This window comes from Microbacterium sp. che218 (assembly GCF_040436305.1).
In the GTDB taxonomy this organism is placed as follows: Bacteria; Actinomycetota; Actinomycetes; order Actinomycetales; family Microbacteriaceae; genus Microbacterium; species Microbacterium algihabitans.
Genome location: NZ_AP031501.1, coordinates 1,053,755 through 1,079,187, shown reverse-complemented (window position 1 = coordinate 1,079,187; position 25,433 = coordinate 1,053,755). Strand labels below are relative to the sequence as shown.

The window sequence follows — 25,433 nt, the reverse complement described above, 5'->3', positions numbered from 1 at the left end:
GGGGCTCGAGGTCGGCCCTGACGCGGAGGTCAGTCCAGCTGCAGCGAGGGCGACCCGATTCGGGCCGCCCTCGCCGCCGTCACGCGGCGTCGTGCGCCGGAACCGCCGAGGCCACGGCCTCTTCGACGGTGCGGTGGGTGAACGTGAAGCCGCTCTTCTTAAGGACCGACGGCTTGACGTCGGCGTCGGAGGTGAGGAGGGCCTCGGTGGCGTCTTTTCCGAGCGCGAGCTTGACCGCGAAGATCGGGGCGCGCAGGGCGTAGGGCCTGTTCATGCGTCGTGCGAGCGCGAAGCCCAGATCGTTCGCCGTTGCCCGCGTGGGTCCGGTGAGGTTCACAGGACCGGCGATGTCGGAATCGATGACGTGGCGGATGGCGCGCACCTCGTCGTCGAGCGAGATCCACGGCCACACCTGGGTGCCGCGACCGATCGGACCGGACACACCGAGCTTGGTGAGCAGCAGCAGGGGCTTGAGCACTCCCTGCTCGTGGACGACCGGGGCCGTGCGCAGCATGGCCACGCGGGCGTGGTCGCCGGCCTCGCGGGCGGCGGCCTCCCAGTCGACGCAGATGTCGGCGAGCAGGCCCGAGCCGCGCTTCGAGGTCTCGGTGAGCACCGCGCCGGGCTGGGATCCGTAGTACCCCGTCGCGCTGGCGTTGATCAGCGCGGGGGCGTCGGTACCGAGCGCCCGGACGGCGGCGGCGAGCGTGCGTGTCGGCGTGATGCGCGACCACAGCAGCGTGCTCTTGTACGACGGCGTCCACGGGAAGCGCCCGATCGATGCGCCGTTCAGGCACACCACGGCATCCGCCCCCGCCAGCACCTCGGGGTCGAGAGGCGCCGCGTCTTTCATCCACTGCACTTCGTGCGACCCGGTGGGGGTGTGACGCACGAGCGAGGTGACCTCGACGCCGTCCGCGCGCAGCGAGTCGGCGAGGGCCGAGCCGATGAGGCCCGACGCGCCGGCGAGGACGACGCGTCGGGCGGGAGTCTCAGGCAAGCGTGGCCTCGAGGGTGATCTCGATGCCCGTCAGCGCCTGCGAGACGGGGCAGTTGGCCTTGGCGTCGGCGGCGATCTTCTGGAAGGTCTCGTCGTCGAGTCCGGGCACGACGGCGTTGACGTTCAGGTGGCTGCCGGTGATGCCTGTGCCGGGCTTGAAGGTCACCGACGCGGTGGCGTCGACCGACTCGGGCGGGGTGCCGTTGTCGGCGAGGGCGTTGGAAAGAGCCATGCTGAAGCACGACGAGTGCGCGCCGGCGAGGAGCTCTTCGGGCGTTGTGACCGAGCTGGAGCCTTCGCTGCGGGCCTTCCAGTTCACGTCGAACGTGCCGATGCCCGACGAGGTGAAGGTGACCTCACCCGATCCCTCGAACAGGCTGCCCTTCCAGGCGGTGGTGGCTTCGCTCGTGACGGCCATGGGAACCTCCGATAGTGTCCGCGACGGTCAGGGGCGACCGCGACGCGGCCAGCCTAACGAGGGCATCCGACACCCGGCGGGACTTGACAGCCCCTTCGTAAACTCGCCGGTCAGGCGGCGGCCGGACCGCGCCGACCGACGAGGCCGGCACGCTGCAGCACGAGGTACAGCTGGCATCCGAGGCACAGCCCGAACACCGCGTTCAGGAACGCCGCGACGAAGGCCATGGCCGCGGCGATCGGCAGCGCCCAGGGGACGCCGGCGAGGTGCAGGAGCAGTCCCACCGCGGTGACGAACAGACCGACGCCCTGGGCGAAGCGCGGCGGGCGCGGGTCTTCGAACTCGGTGGGAGCAGCCAGTCGAGGCTGCACCACGCGGCGGTACAGCACGCCCCACGGCGCGGTGCGGGGAGAGACGACGCCCCACACGAACAGCGCGGCGATCACGAGCACCAGCAGGAAGCCGGGGTCGGCGGCGCGGTCGAGCGGAGAGACCTGCTGCACGATCCAGCTCTCGGGCGCGAAGCGCTCCTGCGCGAGCGGCTGGTAGGCGAACCATCCGATGGCGCCGCGCTGGGTCGAGATACCGACGAGAGCGAGGGCGGTGGCCACCAGCAGGAGAACGGCGGTGATGGATGCCGCGAAGCGGGGGCCGCGGGCGTCGATGCGCGACACGTCAGGCACGGGTGGACTCCTTCTGCAGGGTGTCGAGTTCGCGTTCGACGACGTCGCGGGAGGGAACGCCGCCGAAGCGCGTGCGCACGATTCCGCGGCGGTCGAGCACGAGGGTCGTGGGCGTCTGCAGCACGCGGAAGTGCTGGGCGATGTCGGGCCGATGGGTGAGGTCGACGTCGAGGTGACGGACGCCGTCACGGGTGCCGGCGACGTCGGACAGCATCCGGTGCACACCGGGGCAGCGCGAGCACATCTCGGTGCTGAACTGCAGCAGGGTGGCCTCGCCCCCGAGCGCGTCCACTCCCAGTCGCTGCGGGTCGACGATCTCGACGGAGTCGACGGCCCTTGCTCGGCCCTGACGATGGCGCACGACCAGACCGATCACCGTCGTCACGGCGACGAGCGCCACGAGCAGGAGGAGGGCGACGATCGGTTCCACGAGCGACAACGCTAATGCGCGCCGGCGGGGGAGGGGCCGATGAGTCCCCACATGACGGCGATGCGGGGCGCCCTGTCTTGCCGGGTACCGGGTACCCGTCCTCCCCAGCGGCGACTCGCAGCGCGCTCTGCACGGATCGAGCCGCGAGCCCCGTCGCCGGCCCGCACCCGGGTATCGTGAGGGCCGTGACCGCAGAGATCCCGACGCCCTACGAAGACCTGCTCCGCGACGTGCTCGCCACCGGCGTGCACAAGTCCGATCGCACCGGAACGGGCACGACGAGCGTGTTCGGTCGACAGATCCGCTTCGATCTCGCCGAGGGGTTTCCCCTCATCACGACCAAGCGCGTGCACCTGAAGTCGATCGTCTACGAACTGCTGTGGTTTCTGCGCGGTGAGTCGAACGTGTCGTGGTTGAAGGACAACGGCGTCACCATCTGGGACGAGTGGGCGGATGCCGACGGCGAACTCGGACCCGTGTACGGCGTGCAGTGGCGTTCGTGGCCCACCTCCGACGGCGGCACGATCGACCAGATCTCGCAGGTCATCGAGCAGATCCGTCGCGATCCCGACTCGCGTCGGCTCATCGTGTCGGCCTGGAACCCGGCCGACATCCCCGATATGGCGCTGGCGCCCTGCCACGCGCTGTTCCAGTTCTACGTCGCCGACGGCAAGCTGTCGTGCCAGCTGTACCAGCGCAGCGCCGACATGTTCCTCGGCGTGCCGTTCAACATCGCCTCGTACGCCCTGCTGACGCTCATGGTGGCGCAGCAGACCGGGCTCGAGCCCGGAGAGTTCGTCTGGACCGGCGGCGACTGCCACGTCTACGACAACCACCGCGAGCAGGTCGCCGAGCAGCTCACGCGCGACCCCTACCCGTACCCGACGCTGCGCTTCGCCCGCACGCCCGTGTCGATCTTCGACTACACCTACGACGACATCCTCGTCGAGGACTACCAGCACCACCCAGCGATCCGCGGAGCCGTCGCGGTATGACCACCGTCGGCCTCGTCTGGGCGGAAGCCCACGACGGCGTGATCGGCGCCGACGGCGCGATGCCATGGCGCGTGCCCGAAGACATGGCCCACTTCCGCGAGGTCACCGGATCGGCCGAGGTCGTCATGGGGCGTCGCACCTGGGAGTCGCTCCCGCCGCGATTCCGCCCCCTGCCCGGTCGGCGCAACATCGTGGTGACGCGCTCCACGGAGTGGGCGGACGAGGGCGCCAAACGCGCCGGTTCGCTCGACGAGGCCCTCGCGCTCACCACGGGCGACGAGGTCTGGGTGATCGGCGGAGGCATGCTCTACGCCGCCGCGATCGGTCGCGCCGACCTGCTCGAGGTCACCCGTCTCGACGTCACCGTCGACGGCGACACGCGCGCCCCCTCGACGGAGGGGTGGAACCGGGTCGCGGCCGACCCCGAAGAGGGCTGGCACACCTCGCGCAGCGGCATCCGGTATCGCTTCGAGACGTACCGCCGACCGGGGGAGTGACATGGCCACCGCGCTCATCACGGGAGCGAGCTCGGGCCTCGGCGCCGAGTTCGCCCGGCAGCTCGCCGCGCGGGGAGCGGGGCTCGTGCTCGTGGCGCGCGCTCGCGCGGCGCTCGACGAGGTCGCCGCGGAAATTCGCGAGGCGCACGGCGTCGATGTCGAGGTGCTCGCGGCCGACCTGCTCGACGCCGACGCGCTCGCGACCGTCGAGCAGCGCCTGGCGGCCGGAGGGATCGACGTGCTCGTCAATAACGCGGGCTTCGGCCTCGATCTCGCCTTCGAGAAGAACGCCGTCGACGACGAGGTGCGGCACCTGCGTCTGCACGTCGAGGCGGCGATGAGGCTCATGCACGCCGCCCTGCCCGCGATGCTCGAGCGGGGGAGCGGGCGCGTCGTCAACGTCGCGTCGGTGGCCGGGTTCGTGCCGCGCGGCACCTACGGCGCGGTCAAGAGCTGGCTCATCTCGTTCAGCAGGTGGGCGAACGTCGTCTACGCGCCGCGCGGCGTCACCGTCACCGCGGTGTGCCCGGGGTTCGTGCACACCGACTTCCACGCCCGCCTCGGGCTGCCGCCGGGGCAGGAGGGCGTGCCGAACGGCATGTGGCTCGACGCCGCCACCGTCGTGCGCGAGGGGCTGCGCGACGCGGCCCGTGGTCGGTCGGTGTCGGTCCCGTCGTGGCGCTACAAGACGCTTGTCGCCGCATCGCGGCTGCTGCCCGACGCGGTGGTGGTCGCCGCGGCGTCGCGCGGGCGCTGACCACGCGGACGCACGCGGCTCAGCGGAAGCGGCCGAGCCGGATCCCGGCCAGAGCGAGCGCGCCGATCGTCTCGCCGTCGGCGATCGTGCCGTCGGCCACGAGGGCGAGCGCCTCGGCGAACGGCACCCAGCGCACCGCGTCGATGCCCTCCTCGGACTGCGACTGCGTGGCATCCGTCGTCTTCAGTCCCCTCGCGAGGAAGACGTGCTCGGGGGCGTCGGCGATGCCGTTGAGGGCGTTCATCCGGCCGAGGGGGATCCATTCGGATGCCGAGACCCCGGTCTCTTCGAGCAGCTCGCGCTTCGCGGCCACCAGCGGATCCTCGCCGTCGGAGCCGCCCGCGGGGACCTCGAGCGAGCGCCCCGTCGTGTAGCGCTCGAGCTCGACGAGGCAGACGCGATCCTCCTCGTCGAGGGCCACGACGAACACCGCCGGATGCTGCATCCGCACCACGCCGTAGATGCCGTCGCCGTGAGGGCCGGTCACCTCGTCTTCGCGCACGTGGATCCAGCGGTTCTCGTAGACGGTGCGCGACGCGCGGGTGGTCCAGGCCATGACGCCACCCTAGGACGCGGCCCGTGTCACGGATTGTTCACCGATGCTGTGGACGACGCCGAGGGCCGACCTTCGCGAACCGATACCCTGGGAGCATGACGCACTCCGGCAATCCCTTCGGTCAGGTGCTCGTCGCGCTCATCACCCCGATGACCGCCGACGGCGAAGTCGATTGGCCCGCCACCGAGAAGCACATCGATGACGTCATCACCGCCGGGGCCGACGGCATCGTCGTCACGGGCACGACGGGCGAGACCTCCACCCTCACCGACCCCGAGAAGCTGCGTCTCGTCGAGGTCGGTAAGAGCGTGTCGGCCGGTCGCGCGAAGATCATCACCGGCGGCGGCTCGAACGAGACCGCGCACGCCATCGAGCTCTACAAGGCCAGCGAGAAGGCCGGCGCCGACGGCATCATGATCGTCACGCCGTACTACAACAAGCCCACGCAGGCCGGCATCCTGACGCACTTCCGCCTGGTCGCCGACGCGACCGACCTGCCGGTCATCCTCTACGACATCCCCGGCCGCACCGGTGTGCCCATCAAGTACGAGACGATCCTGCGCCTGGCCAAGCACCCCAACATCCTCGCGATCAAAGACGCCAAGGGCGACTTCAGCGAGGTCAGCCGCGTGCTCAACCAGACCGACCTCATGTACTTCTCCGGCGACGACGCCAACGTGCTGCCGCACCTGTCGATTGGGGCCTCCGGCCTCATCGGGGTGACCGCCAACATCGCCGCCGCGCCCTACCGCACCATCGTCGACGCCGTGAACGCCGGTGACCTCGCCTCGGCCACCGCCGCGCACAAGGGTCTCGAGCCGCTCGTGCGCGCCGTCATGACCCACGTGCCCGGCACCGTCGCTGCGAAGTACATCCTGCACGGCCTCGGCCGCATCGGCAGCCCCCGCGTCCGCCTGCCCCTCGTCGGGCCGGAGGAGTGGGAAGCCGCTGTCATCGAAGACGAGCTGGCCCTCGTGAAGAACGTGGCCGGCGCCGACTTCTCCAACTTCCGCCCCGACCGCAACGCGGCCGCCGGCGGTGCCCTGCCGAAGGTGCACGGCACCACGAGATAAGCATCGGCGTCCGCCGAACCGCGGCCTGGGACGCCACACGAAGGGATGCCGCGAGGCGGCATCCGAGGAGGCTCATATGCCCACTACCCCGTTCGACCCGCCCGCGCTCGCCGCCAGCACCCTCCGCGTCATCCCGCTCGGTGGCCTCGGCGAAGTCGGTCGCAACATGACCGTGTTCGAGTACGAGGGCAAGCTCCTCGTCGTCGACTGCGGCGTGCTGTTCCCCGAGGAGCACCAGCCCGGCGTCGACCTGATCCTGCCCGACTTCGAGCCGATCAAGCACCGCCTCGACGACATCGTCGGCGTCGTGCTCACCCACGGCCACGAAGACCACATCGGCGCCGTGCCCTACCTGCTCAAGCTCAAGGGCGACATCCCCCTCATCGGCTCGGGCCTCACGCTCGCCCTCATCGAGGCGAAGCTCAAAGAGCACCGCATCCGTCCCTACACGCTGACGGTGAAGGAGGGACAGCACGAGAAGGTCGGGCCCTTCGACCTCGAGTTCATCGCCGTCAACCACTCCATCCCCGATGCCCTCGCCGTCGCGATCCGCACGCCTGCGGGCCTCGTGCTCGCCACCGGCGACTTCAAGATGGACCAACTGCCGCTCGACGGTCGCATCACCGACCTCCGCGCCTTCGCGCGTCTCGGCGAAGAGGGAGTCGACCTGTTCCTGGTCGACTCCACCAACGCCGACGTGCCCGGCTTCACGCCCACCGAGCGGGGCATCGGCCCGGTGCTCGACCAGGTGATCGCCAAGGCGCCGCGCCGCGTGGTGGTGGCAAGCTTCTCGAGCCACGTGCACCGCGTGCAGCAGGTGCTCGACGCCGCTCACGCGAACGGCCGCCGCGTCGCGCTCCTCGGCCGCAGCATGGTGCGCAACATGGGCATCGCCGCCGACCTCGGCTACCTCAACGTGCCCGAGGGCGTCCTTATCGACTACAAGAAGGCGCGCGACCTGCCCGACGACAAGATCGTCTACATGTCGACCGGTTCGCAGGGCGAGCCGATGGCCGTGCTCAGCCGCATGGCCAACCTCGACCACGCGATCGAACCGGGCGAGGGCGACACGATCATCCTGGCATCCAGCCAGATCCCCGGAAACGAGAATGCGATCTACCGCGTGATCGACGGGCTCACCAAGCTCGGCGCGACCGTCGTGCACAAGGGCAACGCCAAGGTGCACGTCTCGGGTCACGCCGCAGCCGGGGAGCTGCTGTACTGCTACAACATCCTCAAGCCGAAGAACGTCCTCCCCGTGCACGGCGAGTACCGCCACCTGATGGCGAACGCGAAGCTCGCGCGTGAGACCGGCATTCCGGAGGAGAACACGATCCTCGGCGAGAACGGCACCGTCGTCGACCTGCGCGACGGCGTCGCCAAGGTCGTCGGGCAGGTCGACATCGGCTTCGTGTACGTCGACGGTTCGTCGGTGGGCGAGATCACGGATGCCGACCTCAAAGACCGCCGCATCCTCGGCGAAGAGGGCTTCATCTCGGTCATCGTCGTCGTCGATTCGGCGACCGGCAAGATCGTGTCCGGCCCCGACATCCACGCGCGCGGTGTCGCCGAGGACGACAAGGTCTTCGACAGCGTCAAGCCCAAGATCGCCGCGGCCCTCGCCGAGGCCGCCACGTCGGGTGTCCGCGACAACCACGCGCTCTCGCAGGTCGTACGTCGCGTGATCGGCCGCTGGGTCAACCAGTCGCTGCGTCGCCGGCCCATGATCGTTCCGATGGTCATCGAGGCCTGAGCGCCGACATCGCCTCACGAAGCGCCGCGGGTCCGCCCGCGGCGCTTCGTCGTTCCCGGCCCCCGCTCGGCGTCGACGCTCGCTATCATGCGGGCATGCCCGGTCTCCCGATCCGCGCGGCGATCGCCTCCGACGGCGCCTTCCTCGCCGACATGACGGTCGAGGCCGCCACCTGGCGTGCGGGCGCCGTCCGGCCCCGGCACGAGGTGCTGAGCAGCCCCGACCACCGGCGCTACGTCGCGGGGTGGATGCGACCGGGCGACGCGGGCTTCGTCGCGGAGTCGCCGAGCGGCGAGCCGGTGGGGGCCGCCTGGTACCGCATGTTCCCGCGCGACGAGCCCGGCTTCGGGTGGATCGGCACCGGGGTGCCCGAGCTCATCATCGGCGTGCGTCCGCTCTGGCGCGCGCACGGGGCGGGCAGGGCGCTGCTCCAGCGCCTCGACGACCACGCCCGCAGTCAAGGCTTCGCCCGCATCAGCCTCAGCGTCGAGCGCGACAACTACGCCGTCTCGCTGTACAGGTCGGAGGGATTCGCCGTGGTGCGGCGGGGGATCGGTCGCGACGTCATGGCCAAGCGCCTGCGCTGAACCCCGCGTCGGTACGGGCGAATGTCGGAGGTCCGGCCTACCGTGGAGGAATGGCTCGTACCTCTTCACCGTCCGGCGGTCGCGCCCCTGCGAAGGGGTCGCCACGCGCCAAGGCCGCGGCGCCCGCGCCGAAGCGCTCGGCCCCGGCCCCGAAACGGTACGTCGACGAGCCCGAGAAGCCCGCTGTGGTGGTGCGCGCCTGGATGGCGGTGGCCCACGGCGTGGGCGGCATGTTCCGTGCGTTCGGCCCCGAGAACCTGGAGCGCGACCAGCGTCGCGACGGCTTCCCCTTCTTCCTCGTGGTCCTCGCCGTCCTCGGCGCCGTCGTCGAGTGGTTCTTCATCGGAACGGATGCCGCGACCCTCATCAGCGCCTACAGCTTCGGCATGCTCTTCGGGCGGGTGGCGTTCTTCCTGCCCGTCCTCCTGCTGCTGCTGGCGGGCTGGCTCTTCCGTCACCCCGCGTCGGTGCACGACAACGGGCGCGTCGGGATCGGCTTCGGGCTGTTCGTCGTGGTGCTCTCCGGTTTCCTGCACGTGGCGGGCGGTCGTCCCGCTCCGAGCGCCGGCGGTCCGCCGGTCCTGAGCCCCGCCGGCGGCATCGCCGGATGGATCGTCGGAGAGCCCCTCGCGCTCGTCCTCACCGATGTCGGGGCCTACATCGCCCTGTCGCTGCTGGCCGTGCTGAGCGTGCTCATCCTCACCAAGACCCCGCCGAACCGCATCGGGCGGCGGCTGGGCGACCTCTACGCCTGGATGTTCGGGGCCGAGCGCGTCGAACGTGACGACACCGCAACCACCAAGGTGCTCCCCGCCGACGAAGACGAAGAGTCCGGCGAGAAGTCGCTGCCGTGGTGGCGGCGCAACAAGTCGGGTCGAGAAGAAGACGTCGACGGGTCCCTCGGCTCCGACGACCTCACCGAGCTGCTGTCGCCCGGTACGCCGGTGGGAGGTTTCGAGTCGGCGGTCGTCGCACCCGAGCCCGCCCCTCCGCGCACGCACGCTCCCACCCCGCCTCCGGTGCCGCCGACGCCTGACGCCCTCACCGAGGTCTTCGACGCCAGCGCCCTGGCCGGCGCGGTGTCGGGTCGCGGACTCCACGACGATTCCCCGCTCGAGACGCACGACGAGGAGCTCCCGGGCATCTCGGGACTCGGGGGCGACTCCGCGGGTGCGCCGCCGTCGGCGAACTACCGCCTGCCCGCCGTCACGGCCCTCGCTGCCGGCACCCCGCCGAAGGCGCGGTCCGCGGCGAACGACGCGGTGGTCAAGGCCATCGAGAGCGTCATGGAGCAGTTCAAGGTCGACGCCCGCGTGACCGGCTTCTCTCGGGGCCCGACCGTGACGCAGTACGAGATCGAGGTCGGCCCGGGCGTGAAGGTGGAGCGCATCACCGCGCTGACCAACAACATCGCCTACGCCGTCGCCTCGAACGAGGTCCGCATCCTCGCGCCCATCCCGGGCAAGAGCGCGATCGGCGTCGAGATCCCCAACGCCGACCGCGAGATCGTCACGCTCGGAGACATCCTCCGCTCGGACGCCGCGACGACGTCCACGCACCCGATGACCATCGGCGTCGGCAAAGACGTCGGCGGCGGCTTCGTCGTGGCCAACCTCGCGAAGATGCCCCACCTCCTCGTGGCCGGTTCCACGGGTTCGGGTAAGTCGAGCTTCGTGAACTCGATGATCACGAGCCTGCTCATGCGGGCGAAGCCCTCCGACGTGCGCATGGTGCTCATCGACCCCAAGCGCGTCGAGCTGACGTCGTACGCGGGTGTGCCGCACCTGATCACCCCCATCATCACGAACCCCAAGAAGGCCGCCGAGGCGCTGCAGTGGGTCGTGAAAGAGATGGACATGCGGTACGACGACCTCGCCTCGTTCGGCTTCCGCCACATCGACGACTTCAACAGGGCGGTCGTAGCGGGCGAGATCAAGCTGCCGGCGGGTAGCGAGCGGGTGCTCAAGCCCTACCCCTACCTCCTGGTGGTCGTCGACGAGCTCGCCGACCTCATGATGGTCGCCCCGCGCGACGTCGAGGATTCGATCGTCCGCATCACCCAGCTCGCCCGAGCGAGTGGCATCCACCTGGTGCTGGCCACGCAGCGACCCTCGGTCGACGTCGTCACCGGTCTCATCAAGGCGAACGTCCCGTCCCGCCTCGCCTTCGCCGTGACCAGCGTCACCGACTCGCGCGTCATCCTCGACCAGCCCGGTGCCGACCGCCTGATCGGTCAGGGCGACGGACTCTTCCTGCCCATGGGCGCCTCGAAGGCCGTCCGCGTGCAGGGCGCCTGGGTGAGCGAGCAGGAGATCGAGAAGGTCGTCGCCCACGTCACCCAGCAAGCCCGTCCCGAGTACCGTTCCGACGTGCAGGCGACGGCCGAGAAGAAAGAGATCGACGCCGACATCGGCGACGACCTCGAGCTGCTGCTCGCCGCCGCCGAGCTGGTCGTGTCGACGCAGTTCGGGTCGACGTCGATGCTGCAGCGCAAGCTGCGCGTGGGGTTCGCCAAGGCCGGCCGCCTCATGGACCTCCTCGAGTCCCGCGAGATCGTCGGGCCCTCCGAGGGCTCGAAGGCGCGCGACGTGCTGGTGACCAACGAGCAGCTGCCCGCCGTCATGGCGCGTCTGCGCGGTGACGATGCGCCCCCGGCCGCCCCCGCGGCGAGCGACGACGACCGCTACGGTGAAGATCCGATCGAGGCGCAATTCGAGGGTCTCCCCGTCGTCCACGCCGACGACGACGAGGGCAACGAAGACGCCTGGCAGCTGACAGGACGCGACTGATGGCCGTTCACCCGCAACTACCCAACGCGATCACGATCGCGCGCATCATCTGCGCGCCGATCTTCCTGTGGCTGCTCCTCGCCGACGCGGGCGCCGACGGCGGTCTGCGGTGGGCCGCGGCGATCCTGTTCATCGTCGCCATCGCGACCGACGGCATCGACGGCTACATCGCCCGCAAGTACAACATCGTCAGCGACCTGGGCAAGCTGCTCGACCCGATCGCCGACAAGGCGTTGACGGGGCTCGCGTTCGTCGGGCTCTCGATCCTCGGCGAACTGCCGTGGTGGATCACGATCGTCGTGCTCGTGCGCGAGATCGGCATCACCGTCTACCGCTTCATCGTCGTCAGCGATCACGTGCTCGCCGCTGCGTGGATGGGCAAGCTCAAGACGGTGTCCCAGGCCGTCGCGCTGTCGATCGCGTTGATCCCGTTCGCGACCTTCTCCGATTCCGCTGTGTGGATGGGCGTCGTGTGGTGGGCCGGCGTCATCACCATGACGATCGCCGTCCTGCTGACCATCGCTTCCGGAATCGACTACATCGTGACCGAGGTGCGCGCCGCGCGTCAGCGGCGCGGCACGCGATGATCGACGGGGTTCCCGACGATCTCGACGAGACCGTCGTGCGTACGCCGTTCGAGAGCGCTTCGCTGCTGCTCGACCGGCTGGCCGAGCTCGGGTGGACAGTCGCGGTCGCCGAGTCGCTGACCGGTGGGCTCGTCGTCTCGTCGCTGGTCGACGTTCCCGGCGCCTCCCGCGTCGTGCGCGGGGGAGTGGTCGCGTACGCCACGGACCTGAAGCACGGGGTGCTCGGTGTGGATCAGGCCCTGCTCGACGCGCACGGGGCGGTACATCCGCGCGTGGCGCGGCAGATGGCTCGGGGCGTGCGCGATGTGCTGGGCCGCGACGGCGTCGCCGCCGACGTCGGCATCGCGACCACGGGTGTCGCGGGTCCCGACGAGCAAGACGGCCAACCGGTCGGCACCGTGCACATCGCGGTGTCGACGCCGCTCGGCACCCGAGTCGACTCGCTCGTCATCGCCGGAGATCGAGATCGCATCCGCCGCGAGACGGCTCATCTGGCCGTGCGCAGAGCGTTGGCGGCCCTCTGAGAAGGGCATCACCAACCCCACGCTGAATGCGGGGAACAAATGATGTCACATCGCGGTTTCGTTGAGCGATTCCCATCCTGTCCACAGCGCGCGGCGTTAGGGTGACCACACGGTGTTTTTCAGTTGTCCAGTCGGACAGCGACGGAATCAGCAGTGAGGAGGGCCCCCAAATGATCCTGGTTCGTCAAGAGATCGGCGAAGTCCTGCGTGACCTCCGCCAGCAGAAGGGGCGCACCCTCCGCCAGGTCGCCAGCCGGGCGAGCGTTGCTCTGGGCTACCTCAGCGAGGTCGAGCGCGGTCAGAAAGAGGCGTCGAGCGAGATCCTCGCCTCCGTCGCCGAAGCGCTCGATGTTCCGATCTCCACCATCATGCGTCAGGTCGGCGACCGTCTCTCGGTTCTCGAGGGCCTGCAGACCTTCCCCGACGTGGTTCCCGACGAACTCGTCGCCTCGGTCGAGCCCGAGCTCTCGCTGCGCTGAGTCGGCGCCGCCATGCGTCGCAGTGAGTTCGATCGCGCCGTCTCCGACGAGTTCGGGGCGCGCGGAGGGTCGCTTCTGACCGACCTCGTGTTGTCGGCTGTGGGGGGACGGACCAGCGCCGACGCCCTCGCCGCCGGCGTCGACCCACGCGACGTGTGGCTCGCCCTGTGCGAAGAGACCGATGTTCCCCGCGAACGGCGCTACGGCGTAGGCAGGCTCGAACCTCGACGTTCGTGAGCGAAACGCCGGACCCGCCGGTGTTCGGTTCTCGGCTGGCTCACGTCGGCGTGTCATCGAATCTTCGTTCGATTCCGTCGTAGGCTTCTTCATAACAGGGTTTCTGTCGCGTTCATCCCCATTTCGAGGGGTCTCCGGAGCCAATGTCGGAGGTCCTCCCTAACGTGGTCAACGTCGAACGACACTCTGAACGCCTTGTCGTGTGATCCCACCGTCGGTGGGGGCGCGACAGCCTATAGGCGACCGGAACGCGAGAGAAAGAAGACGTCATGCCCTCACCTGCAGAGCGCGAAAAGGCCCTCGAGTCGGCGCTTGCCCAGATCGATCGGCAGTTCGGAAAGGGCTCGGTCATGCGACTGGGCAGCGACGAGCGCGCGCCCATCGAAACCATCCCCACCGGTTCCGTCGCCCTCGACGTCGCCCTCGGCATCGGCGGGTTGCCCCGCGGCCGCATCATCGAGATCTACGGCCCCGAGTCGTCCGGAAAGACGACTCTGACGCTGCACGCGATCGCCAATGCGCAGCGCGCGGGCGGTATCGCCGCCTTCATCGACGCCGAGCACGCTCTCGACCCCGAGTACGCCAAGAAGCTCGGCGTCGACATCGACGCCCTCCTGGTGTCGCAGCCCGACACGGGCGAGCAGGCGCTCGAGATCGCCGACATGCTGATCCGCTCCGGAGCGATCGACCTCGTGGTCATCGACTCGGTTGCGGCGCTCGTTCCCGAGGCCGAGATCAAGGGCGAGATGGGTGACTCTCACGTCGGTCTGCAGGCCCGCCTCATGTCGCAGGCCCTCCGAAAGCTCACCGGTGGCCTGAGCAACACGAAGACGACGGCGATCTTCATCAACCAGCTGCGCGAGAAGATCGGTGTCTTCTTCGGTTCGCCCGAGACCACCGCCGGTGGAAAGGCGTTGAAGTTCTACGCGTCGGTGCGCCTCGACATCCGTCGTATCGAAACGTTGAAGGACGGCACCGAGGCCGTCGGAAACCGTACGCGCGTCAAGGTCGTCAAGAACAAGATGGCGCCGCCGTTCAAGCAGGCGGAGTTCGACATCCTCTACGGCGTCGGCATCTCGCGCGAAGGAAGCCTCATCGACTTCGGCGTGGAGCACGCCATCGTCAAGAAGTCGGGCGCGTGGTACACCTACGAGGGCGAACAGCTCGGCCAGGGCAAAGAGAACGCGCGCAACTTCCTCATCAAGAACCCCGACATCGCGGCCGAGATCGAGAACAAGATCAAAACCAAGATGGGCATCGGTGTGGCTCCGGTCGCCACCGAGACGGAAGACGAACTGGCTGCACGCCGCCCGGCCTGATGACAGACGATCAGCGAAGCGGGGGTCGTCGCCCGTCCCGTGCGACCGGCGACGACCTCGCTCCCGTCATTCCTCTGTTCGGCGCCCGCAGCGCGTCGGCGCAAGATCTCGGCTCCTCTGATGCGCGCTCATTGCAGCGTGACGACGTCCGGGATCGGTCGTCAGCCGTGCCGGTCGGTCGTGCGTTCCTCGACGTTTCCGACGTCGCCGACTCCTCTGGCTCCTTCGATGAATCCGTCGAACCTGTCGAGACGGACGAGGAGGTGCGCGAGAGGGCAGAGGCAACGCTGCTGCGCAAGCTTCGATCCCGCTCCCTCTCTCTCGCCGAGGCTCGCACCGTGCTACGCGGTGTCGAGGGGGCGGACGAGATCGTGATCGAAGAGGCGATCGAGCACTTCGTCGACCTCGGCTACCTCGACGACGCCGCCTTCGCCGATCAACTGGTGATGTCGGCCGTCGAACGTCGGGGCGAGGGGCGCCGCGCGGTCGCCGAGACCCTGCGGAAGCGTGGAATCCCGAGGGATGTCGCCGATGCGGCCCTCGAAGCCCTCCCCGACGACGACGCCGAGCGTGCGCTGGAGTTCGCCCGCTCGAAGGCACGTTCCGTCGGCGGCAAAGACGACGAGGCGTCGCTCCGGCGCCTGGCCGGCCAGCTCGCTCGGCGCGGCTATCCGTCGTCCGTGGCTCTCACGGCGGCGCGGACCGCCTTGCGTGAGGTCGGGATCGGAGCGGGGCGTTCCCGACCCGGTCCGCGTCCGATGCCGGGCGTGCGCTTCAGCCCCGACGAGTAGAAGCTGCGCGCGTCGACCCACGGTCGGCGGATGTGGGGCCGCGTCCGACGCGGCCCCGACCGCCCGGTGCAGCGGGCGGGACTCACCGTTTGCCCGCTCGAGTACGGAGAATCCGGCGCAGCGGGCGGGGGTCACGTTCTGCCCGCCCGAGCCCGGAGAATCCGGCGCAGCGGGCGGGGGTCACGTTCTGCCCGCCCGAGCCCGGAGAATCCGGCGCAGCGGACGGGACTCACCGCCCCGCCTCGACCGGTCGGCACGGCATGCGGGCTTCACCGTCTGCTCGCCCGAGCCCCGAGGCGGGGATCGTCGGCGCTGCGGCCCTCCGCGATCAGGCGCCCCAACTCGCGACGGGTAGCAGCCCCGACCTTCATCCTCGCCTGATAGACGTGCGACTCGACCGTACGGATCGACAGGAACAACCGCGTGGCGATCTCGCGATTCGTCAGCCCCTCGTGGGCCATCAGAGCGATCTCGCGCTCGCGGGGCGTCAGCTCCTCCGGGTGCTCGTGGGTCGCCGAGCGCGACGCGGAGTCGGAGGACTCGTCGTTCGCGCCGGTGCCGCCGGAACCTTCACCCGACCACAGGGCGTTGAGGCGCAGGTCGTCGACGGGGAGCTGCCCCTCTTCCGGAGTCCGGGCGGACACACGGCGCACCGCTTCGCTGGAGAGCGGGAGGTCGGTGACGGCCGCGAGTTGCACGAGCTCGTCGATCTCCTCGGCCGTGGCGGCGGAGAAGGCGATGAGGCGGAACAGGTCGCGGATGCGGAACGCCGCAGCCGTGGCGCCGCGAGAGAACTCCGCCGTCGCTCGGGCGGCCTCACGTGCCTCGTCGAGACGCCCCTCCGCCGTGAGGATCGTGGTCTCGACGTACGCGATGCTGCGTCGCAGAAGCGGCGCCTGGCCCGGACTCAGGCTGTCGATGATCGCCCGAGCCTCGTCGACGGCCCCTGCCATGGCCAGCTCGTCGGCGACGCCGAGCGCGACCATGGTGCCGTCCGTCGGCGACACCGGCGTGGGACTCCGGGTCGCCGCCGTGATCAGCTCGCGCTGCGACCGCGCCGGTGACCCCTCTGCGGTGTACGAGATGGCTGCCGCGATTCCGGCGATGGTGAGATCGGCCACCTCGCCCTCGCGGGCCGTCGTGGCCAGTTCGCGCTCCAACCGGCGCTGCAGCAGGGTTCCGTCGGCACCGGCGAGCTGATGACCGGCCAGCATGAACATGATCGCCGCGAGACGGTCCTTCGCGTCGATGCCTTCCGGCTGCGGTCGCGCGTCGAGGATCCGTTCGGTGGCTCGATAGTGTCGCTGGGCCACCGCCCAGCGTCCGCGAACGGCCTCCGACGTCCCCGCGGCGACGACGGCGCGAAGATGCTGAACCGGCGAAGCATCCGTCTCACCGATCGCGGTCGTGGCGGTATCGGCGGCCCTCGCCCAGTCCATGTCGGCGCCGAACTGCGCCGAGTCGGTCAGCAGGCGCTCGACGCGCGCGTCAGCACACGAGGATCCCCGAACGGCGTCGTCGGGGTCGTCGGAGTTCTCGCTCTCGACCCTCGAGCGCGCGAGGCGTCGCTGGGCGTCGGGGTCGGCATGGTCGGCATCCGGCCACGAGTTCGTCACGACCCGCGTCGCGAGCGCCGCCTCCAGGCGAAGCAGAGGATCGTCCACCGCGTTCAGGCCCGCCTGCGCGTACGCGGCGGCGTGCGCGGTGTCGCCGCGGTCGTTCGCGTCTCGGGCGGCATCGCGCGCGATCCGGGCGCGGATCGCCGGGGGAGTGGAACCCTCGACCGACGAGTCGCTGCCCTGGCGATGCCACCGCTCGGCGATCGAGACGGCGATGGCCGGACTCCACCACACGTCCGCCTCGGCGAGCATGCGCGCGCCGGCCGCTTCGACGAGGGAGTCGACGTGCTCGCTGCCCAATTGCCGCTGCGCTTCGGCGGCCAGCAGGTCGTTCACCGTCAGGCGGCGATGCGCGGACGAGTCGGCGTGCATCTGTCCCCCCTCGAGCAGGGCGGCGACGCTCTCCGCGTCGAACAGGCGTGTGGCGACCGACAGCTCGAGGTGGCGCAGGCGGCGGATGCCGGCGAGGCTCTCGAGGTCTGTGCGGGGCATCTCCGCCACGTGCCGTTCGAGGGCCATGGCGAGGCGGCTCTGCCGGGCCACGTTGCGCAGCGCGGTCAGCGGGTCTTTGCCGCTGCGCGCGGCGGCGGTGGCCTCGAGGATCAGATGACGCATCAGCGTGCGCGAGCCGTCGGCGCGCCAGACCAGACCTGCCCGTGTGGTGCTGTCGAGCAGGTGGGCGTCCGGGAAGAGGTCGATCAGCGCGAGGGCGTCGTCGTCGCTCAGTTCGCGGAGATCGACGCGACGCGCGAACCCGTCGAGCCACAGGTCGAGCATGGCGCGACGGACCACGTCGGCATCGTCCGGATGGTCGACCGAGCGCGCGCGCGAGGTGCGCAGGCCGATCAGGGCGGTGAGGCGGTTCGACGCGACCGCGCGGGCCAGGGCGGCCGCCGTGGCCGTGTCGAGCGCGTCGACGTCGTCGAGGATGACCACGTCGCGGACGGGTTCCGCGGGGCGGCCGGTGCGCAGAGCGTCGAGCTCGGGATGACCGGTCGCGTCGAGCACCCCGAAGGGCACGTCGGTGAGTGTCGCCGATGGTCGCAGGACGATCACGTGCATCCCGTGGCGCTCGAGCTCGGCAGCGACCGCTCTCAGAAGGTAGCTGCGCCCGCTCCCGCGCGGGCCCGCCACCATCGTCGATCCGCCTGACCGCAGCCGCGTCGCGATCACGTGAGCGTCGCGGTCTGCTCCGATGAGACCGCGCGACCACCTTGTCGTCTGTTCCCCCCGCATACGTACTCCCCCCAGAGATAGCCCGCAGGCGGACGGGCGTTGCGTGTCCACCAAACTACCGACGCCCCTGGCAGAAGGAAGTGCAGAACGCGCATCGGACTGCCCATTTCAGCCGAAAACTACTGAGAGAGCTACCTAGGTGATTCCTATGACCGGGCCTCGAACGGCCCGGTGAAGGCGGCGTTTAGACTGGCCTTCATCATGACCACCCCCGTTTCGACCCCGACTCTGATCGCGCCGTCCGCCGCCGCGCAGGGTGCCGCAGGGCCCCGTACCTACGAAGTGCGCACCTTCGGGTGCCAGATGAACGTGCACGATTCCGAGCGACTGTCGGGCTCGCTCGAGAGCGCCGGATATGTCCGGGCGGATGCCGGCGCCGAAGCCGATGTCGTCGTCATCAACACCTGCGCCGTGCGCGACAACGCCGCCGGAAAGCTCTACGGAACGCTCGGCCATCTGAAGTCGCGCAAGGATGCGCGCGCCGGCATGCAGATCGCCGTCGGCGGCTGCCTCGCGCAGATGGACAAGGACGCCGTTCAGCAGAAGGCCCCGTGGGTCGACGTGGTGTTCGGCACCCACAACATGGGCTCCTTGCCCGGCATGCTCGAGCGCGCGCGTCACAACGGCGAGGCCGAGCTCGAGATCCTCGAGTCGCTCGAGATCTTCCCCTCCACCCTTCCGACCAAGCGCGACTCCATCCACAGCGGATGGGTCTCGATCTCGGTGGGATGCAACAACACGTGCACGTTCTGCATCGTGCCCAGCCTGCGGGGCAAGGAGAAAGACCGCCGTCCCGGCGACATCCTGAACGAGATCCGCCTGCTCGTGGACGACGGGGCGATCGAGGTCACCCTCCTCGGCCAAAACGTCAACTCGTACGGCGTCGAGTTCGGCGACCGCCTCGCGTTCGGCAAGCTGCTGCGCGCCGCGGGCGAGATCGAGGGGCTCGAGCGCATCCGCTTCACGAGCCCCCACCCCGCCGCCTTCACCGACGACGTGATCGCCGCAATGGCGGAGACCCCGGCGGTCATGCCGCAGCTGCACATGCCCCTGCAGTCGGGTTCCGACCGCATCCTCAAGGCGATGCGCCGCTCGTACCGCAGCGAGAAGTTCCTCGGCATCCTCGATCGGGTGCGCGAGCGGATCCCGAACGCCGCGATCACGACCGACATCATCGTCGGCTTCCCCGGTGAGACCGAGGAGGACTTCCAAGAGACCCTGCGGGTCGTCGAGGCCTCGCGTTTCTCGAGCGCCTTCACGTTCCAGTACTCGATCCGCGAGGGGACTCCCGCGGCGACGATGGCCGACCAGGTGCCGAAGGCCGTCGTGCAGGAGCGCTACGAGCGACTGACCGCTCTGCAGGACCGGATCGCGGCGGAAGAGAACCAGAAGCAGCTCGGTCGCACCCTCGAGGTGCTCGTCTCCGCGGGCGAGGGCAAGAAGGACGCCGAGACGCACCGCCTCACCGGACGCGCCGAAGACAACCGCCTCGTGCACTTCGAGCTGCCGAAGGGTTCGGCGGTACCGCGCCCGGGTGACGTGGTTTCGGTCACCGTGACCCATGCGGCTCCGTTCCACCTGCTCGCCGACGCGCCCGACGGCGCTCCGCTGCGCATCCGCCGCACCCGCGCGGGTGACGCATGGGACCGTTCGCAGGCGGAGTCGTGCGGCATCCCCGCGCCGGCGGGCGAGGCCGGTGCTCCGCGCGCGGTGTCCCTCGGGCTCCCCACCCTGCGCGTCGGCGTGTGACCGCCCCGGCCCTCTGGGCCGTCGTCGGCGCCACCGGCACCGGCAAGACGGGTCTGTCCCTCGACCTCGCAGAAGCCCTGTCCGCTCGCGGCAGAGCGGCCGAGATCGTGAACGCCGACGCGATGCAGCTGTATCGCGGCATGGACATCGGAACGGCCAAGCTCCCCGAGGGGGAGCGGCGCGGCATCCGTCATCATCTCTTCGACGCCCTCGAGGTGACCGACGAGGCCACGGTGGCCTGGTATCAGGATGCCGCGCGCACGGCGATCCGCGAGATCCACGGTCGGGGCGCCGACGCGATCCTCGTCGGGGGCTCGGGGCTCTACGTCTCGAGTGTGCTGTGGGACTTCCGCTTCCCCCCGCGCGACGAGGCCGTGCGCACCGCGCTCGAACGCGAACTCGAGGAGCGCGGCCCGGGTGCGCTGTACGCGCGCCTGCGGGAAGAGGATCCGGATGCCGCGGAGCGCATCGATCCGCGCAACGGGCGTCGCGTCGTGCGCGCGCTCGAGGTGCTGGCGCAGGGCGGCCAGACGCATGGAGGGGCTCTTCCCGAGGCGCCGGAGTTCTGGCATCCGCAGACCCGGATCATCGCCACCGCGATCGGTCGTGCGGAGCTCGTCGGTCTTCTCGACGATCGCGTGGAGGCGATGTGGGCCGCCGGCCTCGTCGGTGAGGTCGAGGCCCTCATCCCCGCCGGGATCGAGCACGGTGTCACCGCCGGTCGTGCGATCGGGTACGCGCAGGCGCTGAAGCAGATCCGCGGCGAGGTCACCCGCGACGAGGCCGTCGCCGAGACCCAGGCTCTCACGCGTCGCTACGCCCGTCGCCAGGTGTCGTGGTTCCGGCGCTACGCCGAGGCCGAGTGGGTCGACGCGCGGACCGTGGATGCCGGCGCCCTGGCATCCCGAACGGAGGAACGCACATGACGGTGGACATCCGTGCCTTCACGCTCGCCGACGAAGACGCCGTCGTCGCCCTTTGGGAGGAGGCGGGCCTCACGCGCCCGTGGAACGACCCGCGCGCCGACATCCGTCGCAAGCTCACCGTGCAGCCGGAGCTGTTCCTCGTCGCGGTCGACGGTGATCGGGTGGTCGGCAGCGTGATGGCGGGCTACGACGGCCACCGTGGCTGGCTGTACTACCTCACAGCGGCGACCTCGCATCGGGGGCAGGGGATCGGGCGCCGCCTCGTGACAGAGGCCGAACGGCTGCTCGAGGCGATGGGCTGCCCCAAGGTGCAGCTCATGGTGCGTCCCGACAACACCGCCGCCCGCGGCTTCTACGACGAGCTCGGCTACGAACCCTTCGACACCTGGGCGACGGGCCGGCGGCTCATCGTCGATGGGCCGGGTGGCCCCTCGTCGTCGGCCTGAGGGGCACTGCCGTCAGTCGCGGACGCTGATTCCGCGGTCGGCCGCGAGCAGGGGAGCGAGTTGCTGCAGCTGCAGCGTCGAGATCGTGGCCCCGCGCAGAGCGGAGAGCCCCGCGAGACCCTCGAGATCGGCGCCGCGCAGGTCGACGTGCTGCAACGTCGCCTGCTCGACGATGAGCTGCGAGATCCGCGTGCCGGGGGCGGCGAAGCGGGTGACCTTCGACTGCCCGAGGTCGAGCTCGTCGATCGTGCAGTCGGTGAACGCGACGTCCTGCAGGTGGGCGCCGCCCAGGTTCACGAATCCGAGGCGGCAATTGACGAAGTGCACGCCGTTCCACGTCGATTCGTAGGCCTCGACCGACCCCGAGCGAGTGCCCTCGATCTCGAGGTCGCGCCAGTTCGCCCGCGCCGCGCGCAGGATGGGAACGTCCCAGCCGCTCCAGGCCGATTCCGTCACGTTCGCGTACCGCAGCGAGACCTCGGGGGCGCGGACGCCGTCGAGACGGCACAGCGCGAGGTCGGCACTCTCGAGGTCGAGCCCATCGACGCGGAGGTCGCGGAAGGACAGCCCCTCGAGGGAGGCTCGGGGCGTCAGCTGCGACGGGTCGCCCTGGTCGAGATCGTCCAGCGGCGGCCGGTCGAACGACGGGGCGACGAGGGCGGGGGTCTTCGGCATGGGAGCTCCTGGAACGAGGGGAGGGCCGGGAAAGCCTAGCCGCCGCCCGTCCGTAGACTGGACGCATGGCGACTCTCCCGTTCACCAAGGGCCACGGCACCGGCAACGACTTCGTGGTGGTCGCCGATCCCGACGGCGAGCTCGACCTCTCCGACGCGCAGATCTCCGCGCTGTGCGACCGCCACTTCGGCATCGGCGCCGACGGCCTGCTGCGCGTGGTGCGCTCGCGCGCCATCGACGAGGGGGCGGATGCCGCGGCATCCGGGGCCGAATGGTTCATGGACTACCGCAACGCCGACGGCTCGAAGGCCGAGATGTGCGGCAACGGCACACGGGTCTTCGCGCGGTACCTGAGCGACACCGGACTCGCCTCGCTCGACGGCGGACTGCGCATCGGCACGCGTGCGGGGATCAAGACCCTGACGCGCAGCGATCGCGGGTACGAGGTCGACCTGGGTGAATTCGCGATCGAGCCGGGCGAGACGCTGGTGCGCGCGAAGGGACTCCCGGTCGCACGACCCGGCGTCGGCGTCGACGTGGGAAACCCGCACGTCGTGGTCGCGCTCTCGTCGGACGCGGAGCTCGAGGGCCTCGATCTGACCTACCAGCCGCTGCTCGATCCTTCGCCCTCGCACGGCGCCAACGTCGAGTTCGTGGTGCCTGCCGACCCGCTCGTGCGCGACGGTGTCGGGGCGATCCGCCTGCGCGTGTTCGAACGCGGTGTGGGAGAGACCCTCAGCTGCGGCACCGGCGTGGCCGCGGCGGCCCTGGCCGTCCGCCACTGGGCGGGATCCGCCGCACCGGACTCGTGGGTCGTCGACACCCCGGGCGGCACGCTCGGCGTGCGCGTCGCGAACGGACGCGTGCTGCTCTCCGGCCCCGCATCCCTCGTCTTCACCGGCGAAGTCGCCCTCGCCTGAACCCGGATGCCGGCGACCAGGCCGATCGGTTCGGCCCGAGGGGTCGTCAGGGGACGACGTCGATGAGCTCGCTCGGCGGTGAGCCGTGCTTGCGCACCCGCAGCACGCGGAATCCCTTGGCGGTCGCGGCGCGCTGCACGCTGTAGCCGGTCGGGAACGTCGCGGCGAGCCACCGCTGCAGCGAGTCGGACCCGAGGTTGCGCTGCACCACGAACCACCCGTCGCTGCGCTCGGAGAGGCGCGGGATCCAGTGCTCGAGCATGCCGTGCAGTTCGTTCTTGCCGACGCGGATGGGCGGGTTCGACCGGATGGTGCGGAACGACACGTCGTCGGGAACATCCTCGGGGCGCACCGCGTTGATGTTGGTGACGCCGAGGGACTCGGCATTGCGCCTGACGAGATCGAGGGCACGCTCGTTGACGTCGACCGCCCACACGGTCGCGTGCGGTGACGCGAGCGCCAGCGACAGCGAGATCGGACCCCATCCGCACCCCAGGTCGAGGAAGTTCCCACCGGCGGGAGGGGGAGGGGTGTTGGCGAGGAGCACGGACGTGCCGACATCCACGTGGTCGGGACTGAAGACGCCGCCCGCCGTGACCACCTCGAGTTCGCGACCGGCAAGCGTCACGCGGATGCGGCGGAGCTGCTCGGGACTCGACGGCGACGCGCTGAAGTAGTGCTCGCTCCCCATCCTCACAGGATATCCGACCGCGGCTCGCCCCGCCGGGCCGGATAAAGTGCCAGAACACGCGGGAACACCCGCGACGAAAGGAACCCATGACCGAACAGACCACACCCCCGAGCACGGACGCGTCGCCGGCGGACCCGGTGGACCGCGTGCTCTCGCGCGCCGAAGCGCATCGCGGGGTCCGGGTCTTCGGTGCGGCACAGGCTCTGCAGGACGCCACGACCGCGTACGGCGGCGACGCCGACGGCGACCAGTGGGATCGTGAGGAACGTGCCGCCCTGCGTCGCGTCGCCGGGCTCTCGACCGAGCTCGAAGACGTCACCGAGGTCGAGTACCGCCAGCTGCGCCTCGAGAACGTCGTGCTCGTCGGCGTGCACCCGCAGGGCGAGCAGGCGGATGCCGAGAACTCGCTGCGCGAGCTGTCGGCCCTCGCCGAGACCGCCGGAGCCGTCGTCCTCGACGGCGTGCTGCAGCGGCGTCCCCACCCCGATCCCGCGACCTACGTCGGTCGGGGCAAGGCCGCGGAACTGCGTGACATCGTCGCCGCGGTCGGGGCCGACACCGTCATCGCCGACACCGAACTGGCCCCCAGCCAGCGCCGTGCTCTCGAAGACGTCGTCAAGGTCAAGGTGATCGACCGCACCACCGTCATCCTCGACATCTTCAGCCAGCACGCGAAGAGCCGCGAGGGCAAGGCCCAGGTCGAGCTCGCGCAACTCGAATACCTCCTGCCGCGCCTGCGCGGCTGGGGTGACTCGATGTCGCGTCAGGCCGGTGGACAGGTCGGCGCCGGCGGCGCCGGTATGGGATCGCGCGGTCCCGGTGAGACGAAGATCGAGCTCGACCGTCGTCGCATCCGCACGAAGATGGCGTTGCTGCGCAAGCAGCTTCGCGACTTCGCCCCCGCCCGCGAGGCGAAGCGCGCCGAGCGCAAGCGTCACACCATCCCTTCGGTGGCCATCGCCGGGTACACGAACGCCGGCAAGTCGAGCCTGCTCAACCGCCTCACGAGTGCGGGAGTGCTCGTCGAGAACGCCCTGTTCGCGACCCTGGATGCCACGGTGCGACGTTCCGAGACGAGCGACGGCCGCGTGTACACGCTGACCGACACCGTCGGCTTCGTGCGCAACCTGCCGCACCAGCTGGTGGAGGCGTTCCGATCGACGCTCGAGGAGGTCGGCGACGCCGACGTCATTCTGCACGTGGTCGACGCCTCGCATCCCGACCCCGCCGCGCAGCTGATGACGGTGCGCGACGTGATGGGTGACGTCGACGCGAACTTCGGCCAGGAGATCGTCGTCTTCAACAAGGCCGATTTGGTGAGCGAGGACGACCGTCTCGTGCTGCGCGGCCTCGCACCGAACGCGAAGTTCGTGTCGTCGCGCACCGGTGAGGGCATCGACGAGCTGCGTGCCGCGATCGAAGATGCGCTGCCCCTGCCGGCCGTCGAGGTGCAGGCGGTCGTTCCGTACGACCGCGGCGACCTCGTCTCCGCCGTGCACGAGAGCGGGCTCATCGTCGCGCAGGAGCACCGCGAGAGCGGAACGTTCATCCACGCGCACGTGGGCGCGCGCCTCGCGGCCGAGCTGTCGGCCTTCGAGGCCTGACGCACCGGCATCCGGACGGCCCCCTCGCTTCGGCGTGGGGGCCTTCCGTCGTCGAGGGGCGTGTTTCGACGGTGGAGCTTCTCCCCTCGGCG

Annotated in this window: 26 protein-coding genes; 18 read left to right on the top strand and 8 right to left on the bottom strand. The window is 70.1% G+C overall.

Annotation, left to right across the window (positions count from 1 at the left end):
- Nucleotides 1–79: 79 nt before the first annotated feature.
- The 4 genes from ABXS86_RS05135 to ABXS86_RS05120 form a co-directional block, all read right to left on the bottom strand.
- Nucleotides 80–1,000, bottom strand: a complete 921-nt coding sequence (locus ABXS86_RS05135) for a TIGR01777 family oxidoreductase (protein ID WP_353665832.1) — start codon at nt 998–1,000, stop codon at nt 80–82.
- The gene (locus ABXS86_RS05130; RefSeq protein ID WP_144828335.1) at nt 993–1,418 is read right to left on the bottom strand and encodes an OsmC family peroxiredoxin; all 426 of its coding nucleotides are present in this window, start codon (nt 1,416–1,418) and stop codon (nt 993–995) included. Before ABXS86_RS05130 ends, ABXS86_RS05135 begins: the two co-directional genes overlap by 8 nt.
- A 110-nt stretch (nt 1,419–1,528) precedes the next feature.
- Entirely contained in the window at nt 1,529–2,101 is a 573-nt protein-coding gene (locus ABXS86_RS05125; protein WP_353665831.1) for a DUF4395 domain-containing protein, read from the bottom strand.
- Nucleotides 2,094–2,531: a TlpA family protein disulfide reductase gene (locus ABXS86_RS05120; protein WP_353665830.1), complete on the bottom strand. Its 438-nt coding sequence runs from the start codon at nt 2,529–2,531 to the stop codon at nt 2,094–2,096. Before ABXS86_RS05120 ends, ABXS86_RS05125 begins: the two co-directional genes overlap by 8 nt.
- A gap of 185 nt (nt 2,532–2,716) precedes the next feature.
- Between ABXS86_RS05120 and ABXS86_RS05115 the strand changes: the two genes are divergently transcribed.
- From ABXS86_RS05115 to ABXS86_RS05105, 3 genes are read left to right on the top strand one after another with little or no spacing between them, the layout of a single operon-like run.
- Nucleotides 2,717–3,526 carry a thymidylate synthase gene (locus ABXS86_RS05115; RefSeq protein ID WP_353665829.1) on the top strand — a complete coding sequence of 270 codons (810 nt, stop codon included), beginning with the start codon at nt 2,717–2,719 and terminating at the stop codon, nt 3,524–3,526.
- Nucleotides 3,523–4,023, top strand: a complete 501-nt coding sequence (locus ABXS86_RS05110) for a dihydrofolate reductase (protein ID WP_353665828.1) — start codon at nt 3,523–3,525, stop codon at nt 4,021–4,023. Before ABXS86_RS05115 ends, ABXS86_RS05110 begins: the two co-directional genes overlap by 4 nt.
- Before the next feature lies 1 nt (nt 4,024).
- Entirely contained in the window at nt 4,025–4,780 is a 756-nt protein-coding gene (locus tag ABXS86_RS05105) for an SDR family NAD(P)-dependent oxidoreductase (protein ID WP_353665827.1), read from the top strand.
- Between the two features lie 19 nt (nt 4,781–4,799).
- Here the strand turns inward: ABXS86_RS05105 and ABXS86_RS05100 are convergent, their stop codons facing one another.
- Entirely contained in the window at nt 4,800–5,336 is a 537-nt protein-coding gene (locus ABXS86_RS05100) for an NUDIX hydrolase (protein ID WP_353665826.1), read from the bottom strand.
- Between the two features lie 95 nt (nt 5,337–5,431).
- Between ABXS86_RS05100 and dapA the strand changes: the two genes are divergently transcribed.
- From dapA to ABXS86_RS05050, 10 genes are all read left to right on the top strand, one after another.
- A complete protein-coding gene (gene dapA, locus ABXS86_RS05095) occupies nt 5,432–6,409 on the top strand; it encodes a 4-hydroxy-tetrahydrodipicolinate synthase (protein ID WP_058232286.1) in 978 nt (325 codons plus the stop codon).
- Between the two features lie 76 nt (nt 6,410–6,485).
- Complete coding sequence (locus ABXS86_RS05090; RefSeq protein WP_353665825.1) at nt 6,486–8,162, top strand: ribonuclease J; 1,677 nt, start codon at nt 6,486–6,488, stop codon at nt 8,160–8,162.
- A gap of 95 nt (nt 8,163–8,257) precedes the next feature.
- Entirely contained in the window at nt 8,258–8,749 is a 492-nt protein-coding gene (locus ABXS86_RS05085; protein WP_307210122.1) for a GNAT family N-acetyltransferase, read from the top strand.
- A gap of 50 nt (nt 8,750–8,799) precedes the next feature.
- A complete protein-coding gene (locus tag ABXS86_RS05080) occupies nt 8,800–11,538 on the top strand; it encodes an FtsK/SpoIIIE family DNA translocase (protein WP_353665824.1) in 2,739 nt (912 codons plus the stop codon).
- Complete coding sequence (gene pgsA, locus ABXS86_RS05075) at nt 11,538–12,125, top strand: CDP-diacylglycerol--glycerol-3-phosphate 3-phosphatidyltransferase (RefSeq protein WP_353665823.1); 588 nt, start codon at nt 11,538–11,540, stop codon at nt 12,123–12,125. The genes ABXS86_RS05080 and pgsA overlap by 1 nt, the downstream gene beginning before the upstream one ends.
- Nucleotides 12,122–12,649 carry a CinA family protein gene (locus ABXS86_RS05070; protein WP_353665822.1) on the top strand — a complete coding sequence of 176 codons (528 nt, stop codon included), beginning with the start codon at nt 12,122–12,124 and terminating at the stop codon, nt 12,647–12,649. The genes pgsA and ABXS86_RS05070 overlap by 4 nt, the downstream gene beginning before the upstream one ends.
- Before the next feature lie 170 nt (nt 12,650–12,819).
- Nucleotides 12,820–13,128 carry a helix-turn-helix domain-containing protein gene (locus ABXS86_RS05065; protein ID WP_055957830.1) on the top strand — a complete coding sequence of 103 codons (309 nt, stop codon included), beginning with the start codon at nt 12,820–12,822 and terminating at the stop codon, nt 13,126–13,128.
- Between the two features lie 12 nt (nt 13,129–13,140).
- Entirely contained in the window at nt 13,141–13,365 is a 225-nt protein-coding gene (locus ABXS86_RS05060; RefSeq protein ID WP_144828300.1) for a DUF3046 domain-containing protein, read from the top strand.
- 269 nt (nt 13,366–13,634) lie between these two features.
- Complete coding sequence (recA, locus tag ABXS86_RS05055) at nt 13,635–14,684, top strand: recombinase RecA (protein ID WP_251503956.1); 1,050 nt, start codon at nt 13,635–13,637, stop codon at nt 14,682–14,684.
- 338 nt (nt 14,685–15,022) lie between these two features.
- Nucleotides 15,023–15,475 carry a regulatory protein RecX gene (locus ABXS86_RS05050; protein WP_353665821.1) on the top strand — a complete coding sequence of 151 codons (453 nt, stop codon included), beginning with the start codon at nt 15,023–15,025 and terminating at the stop codon, nt 15,473–15,475.
- Between the two features lie 269 nt (nt 15,476–15,744).
- On the opposite strand, the gene ABXS86_RS05045 is transcribed toward ABXS86_RS05050, so the two are convergent.
- A complete protein-coding gene (locus tag ABXS86_RS05045) occupies nt 15,745–18,330 on the bottom strand; it encodes a LuxR C-terminal-related transcriptional regulator (RefSeq protein WP_353665820.1) in 2,586 nt (861 codons plus the stop codon).
- A 201-nt stretch (nt 18,331–18,531) separates the two neighbouring features.
- On the opposite strand from ABXS86_RS05045, the gene miaB reads away from it, so the two are divergent.
- From miaB to ABXS86_RS05030, 3 genes are read left to right on the top strand one after another with little or no spacing between them, the layout of a single operon-like run.
- Nucleotides 18,532–20,079 (top strand): tRNA (N6-isopentenyl adenosine(37)-C2)-methylthiotransferase MiaB, encoded by a 1,548-nt coding sequence (gene miaB / locus ABXS86_RS05040; RefSeq protein ID WP_353665819.1) that lies wholly within the window; start codon nt 18,532–18,534, stop codon nt 20,077–20,079.
- Nucleotides 20,076–21,005, top strand: a complete 930-nt coding sequence (gene miaA / locus ABXS86_RS05035) for a tRNA (adenosine(37)-N6)-dimethylallyltransferase MiaA (protein WP_353665818.1) — start codon at nt 20,076–20,078, stop codon at nt 21,003–21,005. The genes miaB and miaA overlap by 4 nt, the downstream gene beginning before the upstream one ends.
- Nucleotides 21,002–21,451, top strand: a complete 450-nt coding sequence (locus tag ABXS86_RS05030) for a GNAT family acetyltransferase (protein WP_353665817.1) — start codon at nt 21,002–21,004, stop codon at nt 21,449–21,451. Before miaA ends, ABXS86_RS05030 begins: the two co-directional genes overlap by 4 nt.
- 12 nt (nt 21,452–21,463) lie before the next feature.
- On the opposite strand, the gene ABXS86_RS05025 is transcribed toward ABXS86_RS05030, so the two are convergent.
- The gene (locus ABXS86_RS05025) at nt 21,464–22,126 is read right to left on the bottom strand and encodes a pentapeptide repeat-containing protein (RefSeq protein WP_353665816.1); all 663 of its coding nucleotides are present in this window, start codon (nt 22,124–22,126) and stop codon (nt 21,464–21,466) included.
- Between the two features lie 65 nt (nt 22,127–22,191).
- Between ABXS86_RS05025 and dapF the strand changes: the two genes are divergently transcribed.
- The gene (gene dapF, locus ABXS86_RS05020) at nt 22,192–23,046 is read left to right on the top strand and encodes a diaminopimelate epimerase (protein ID WP_154095910.1); all 855 of its coding nucleotides are present in this window, start codon (nt 22,192–22,194) and stop codon (nt 23,044–23,046) included.
- A gap of 46 nt (nt 23,047–23,092) precedes the next feature.
- Here the strand turns inward: dapF and ABXS86_RS05015 are convergent, their stop codons facing one another.
- Complete coding sequence (locus ABXS86_RS05015) at nt 23,093–23,737, bottom strand: class I SAM-dependent methyltransferase (RefSeq protein WP_353665815.1); 645 nt, start codon at nt 23,735–23,737, stop codon at nt 23,093–23,095.
- An 86-nt stretch (nt 23,738–23,823) separates the two neighbouring features.
- Between ABXS86_RS05015 and hflX the strand changes: the two genes are divergently transcribed.
- Nucleotides 23,824–25,341 carry a GTPase HflX gene (gene hflX / locus ABXS86_RS05010; protein WP_353665814.1) on the top strand — a complete coding sequence of 506 codons (1,518 nt, stop codon included), beginning with the start codon at nt 23,824–23,826 and terminating at the stop codon, nt 25,339–25,341.
- Nucleotides 25,342–25,433: the final 92 nt, after the last annotated feature.

Excerpts from the sequence above, each read along its gene's own strand:
- hflX (WP_353665814.1), top strand. The coding sequence starts at position 23,824 with ATGACCGAACAGACCACACCCCCGAGCACGGACGCGTCGCCGGCGGAC.
- ABXS86_RS05130 (WP_144828335.1), bottom strand. The coding sequence starts at position 1,418 with ATGGCCGTCACGAGCGAAGCCACCACCGCCTGGAAGGGCAGCCTGTTC.
- ABXS86_RS05015 (WP_353665815.1), bottom strand. The coding sequence starts at position 23,737 with ATGGGGAGCGAGCACTACTTCAGCGCGTCGCCGTCGAGTCCCGAGCAG.
- pgsA (WP_353665823.1), top strand. The coding sequence starts at position 11,538 with ATGGCCGTTCACCCGCAACTACCCAACGCGATCACGATCGCGCGCATC.
- miaB (WP_353665819.1), top strand. The coding sequence starts at position 18,532 with ATGACCACCCCCGTTTCGACCCCGACTCTGATCGCGCCGTCCGCCGCC.
- ABXS86_RS05060 (WP_144828300.1), top strand. The coding sequence starts at position 13,141 with ATGCGTCGCAGTGAGTTCGATCGCGCCGTCTCCGACGAGTTCGGGGCG.
- ABXS86_RS05045 (WP_353665820.1), bottom strand. The coding sequence starts at position 18,330 with ATGCGGGGGGAACAGACGACAAGGTGGTCGCGCGGTCTCATCGGAGCA.
- ABXS86_RS05080 (WP_353665824.1), top strand. The coding sequence starts at position 8,800 with ATGGCTCGTACCTCTTCACCGTCCGGCGGTCGCGCCCCTGCGAAGGGG.
- ABXS86_RS05030 (WP_353665817.1), top strand. The coding sequence starts at position 21,002 with ATGACGGTGGACATCCGTGCCTTCACGCTCGCCGACGAAGACGCCGTC.
- ABXS86_RS05105 (WP_353665827.1), top strand. The coding sequence starts at position 4,025 with ATGGCCACCGCGCTCATCACGGGAGCGAGCTCGGGCCTCGGCGCCGAG.
- ABXS86_RS05100 (WP_353665826.1), bottom strand. The coding sequence starts at position 5,336 with ATGGCCTGGACCACCCGCGCGTCGCGCACCGTCTACGAGAACCGCTGG.
- ABXS86_RS05065 (WP_055957830.1), top strand. The coding sequence starts at position 12,820 with ATGATCCTGGTTCGTCAAGAGATCGGCGAAGTCCTGCGTGACCTCCGC.
- dapA (WP_058232286.1), top strand. The coding sequence starts at position 5,432 with ATGACGCACTCCGGCAATCCCTTCGGTCAGGTGCTCGTCGCGCTCATC.
- ABXS86_RS05025 (WP_353665816.1), bottom strand. The coding sequence starts at position 22,126 with ATGCCGAAGACCCCCGCCCTCGTCGCCCCGTCGTTCGACCGGCCGCCG.
- ABXS86_RS05110 (WP_353665828.1), top strand. The coding sequence starts at position 3,523 with ATGACCACCGTCGGCCTCGTCTGGGCGGAAGCCCACGACGGCGTGATC.
- recA (WP_251503956.1), top strand. The coding sequence starts at position 13,635 with ATGCCCTCACCTGCAGAGCGCGAAAAGGCCCTCGAGTCGGCGCTTGCC.
- ABXS86_RS05085 (WP_307210122.1), top strand. The coding sequence starts at position 8,258 with ATGCCCGGTCTCCCGATCCGCGCGGCGATCGCCTCCGACGGCGCCTTC.
- ABXS86_RS05070 (WP_353665822.1), top strand. The coding sequence starts at position 12,122 with ATGATCGACGGGGTTCCCGACGATCTCGACGAGACCGTCGTGCGTACG.
- ABXS86_RS05090 (WP_353665825.1), top strand. The coding sequence starts at position 6,486 with ATGCCCACTACCCCGTTCGACCCGCCCGCGCTCGCCGCCAGCACCCTC.
- dapF (WP_154095910.1), top strand. The coding sequence starts at position 22,192 with ATGGCGACTCTCCCGTTCACCAAGGGCCACGGCACCGGCAACGACTTC.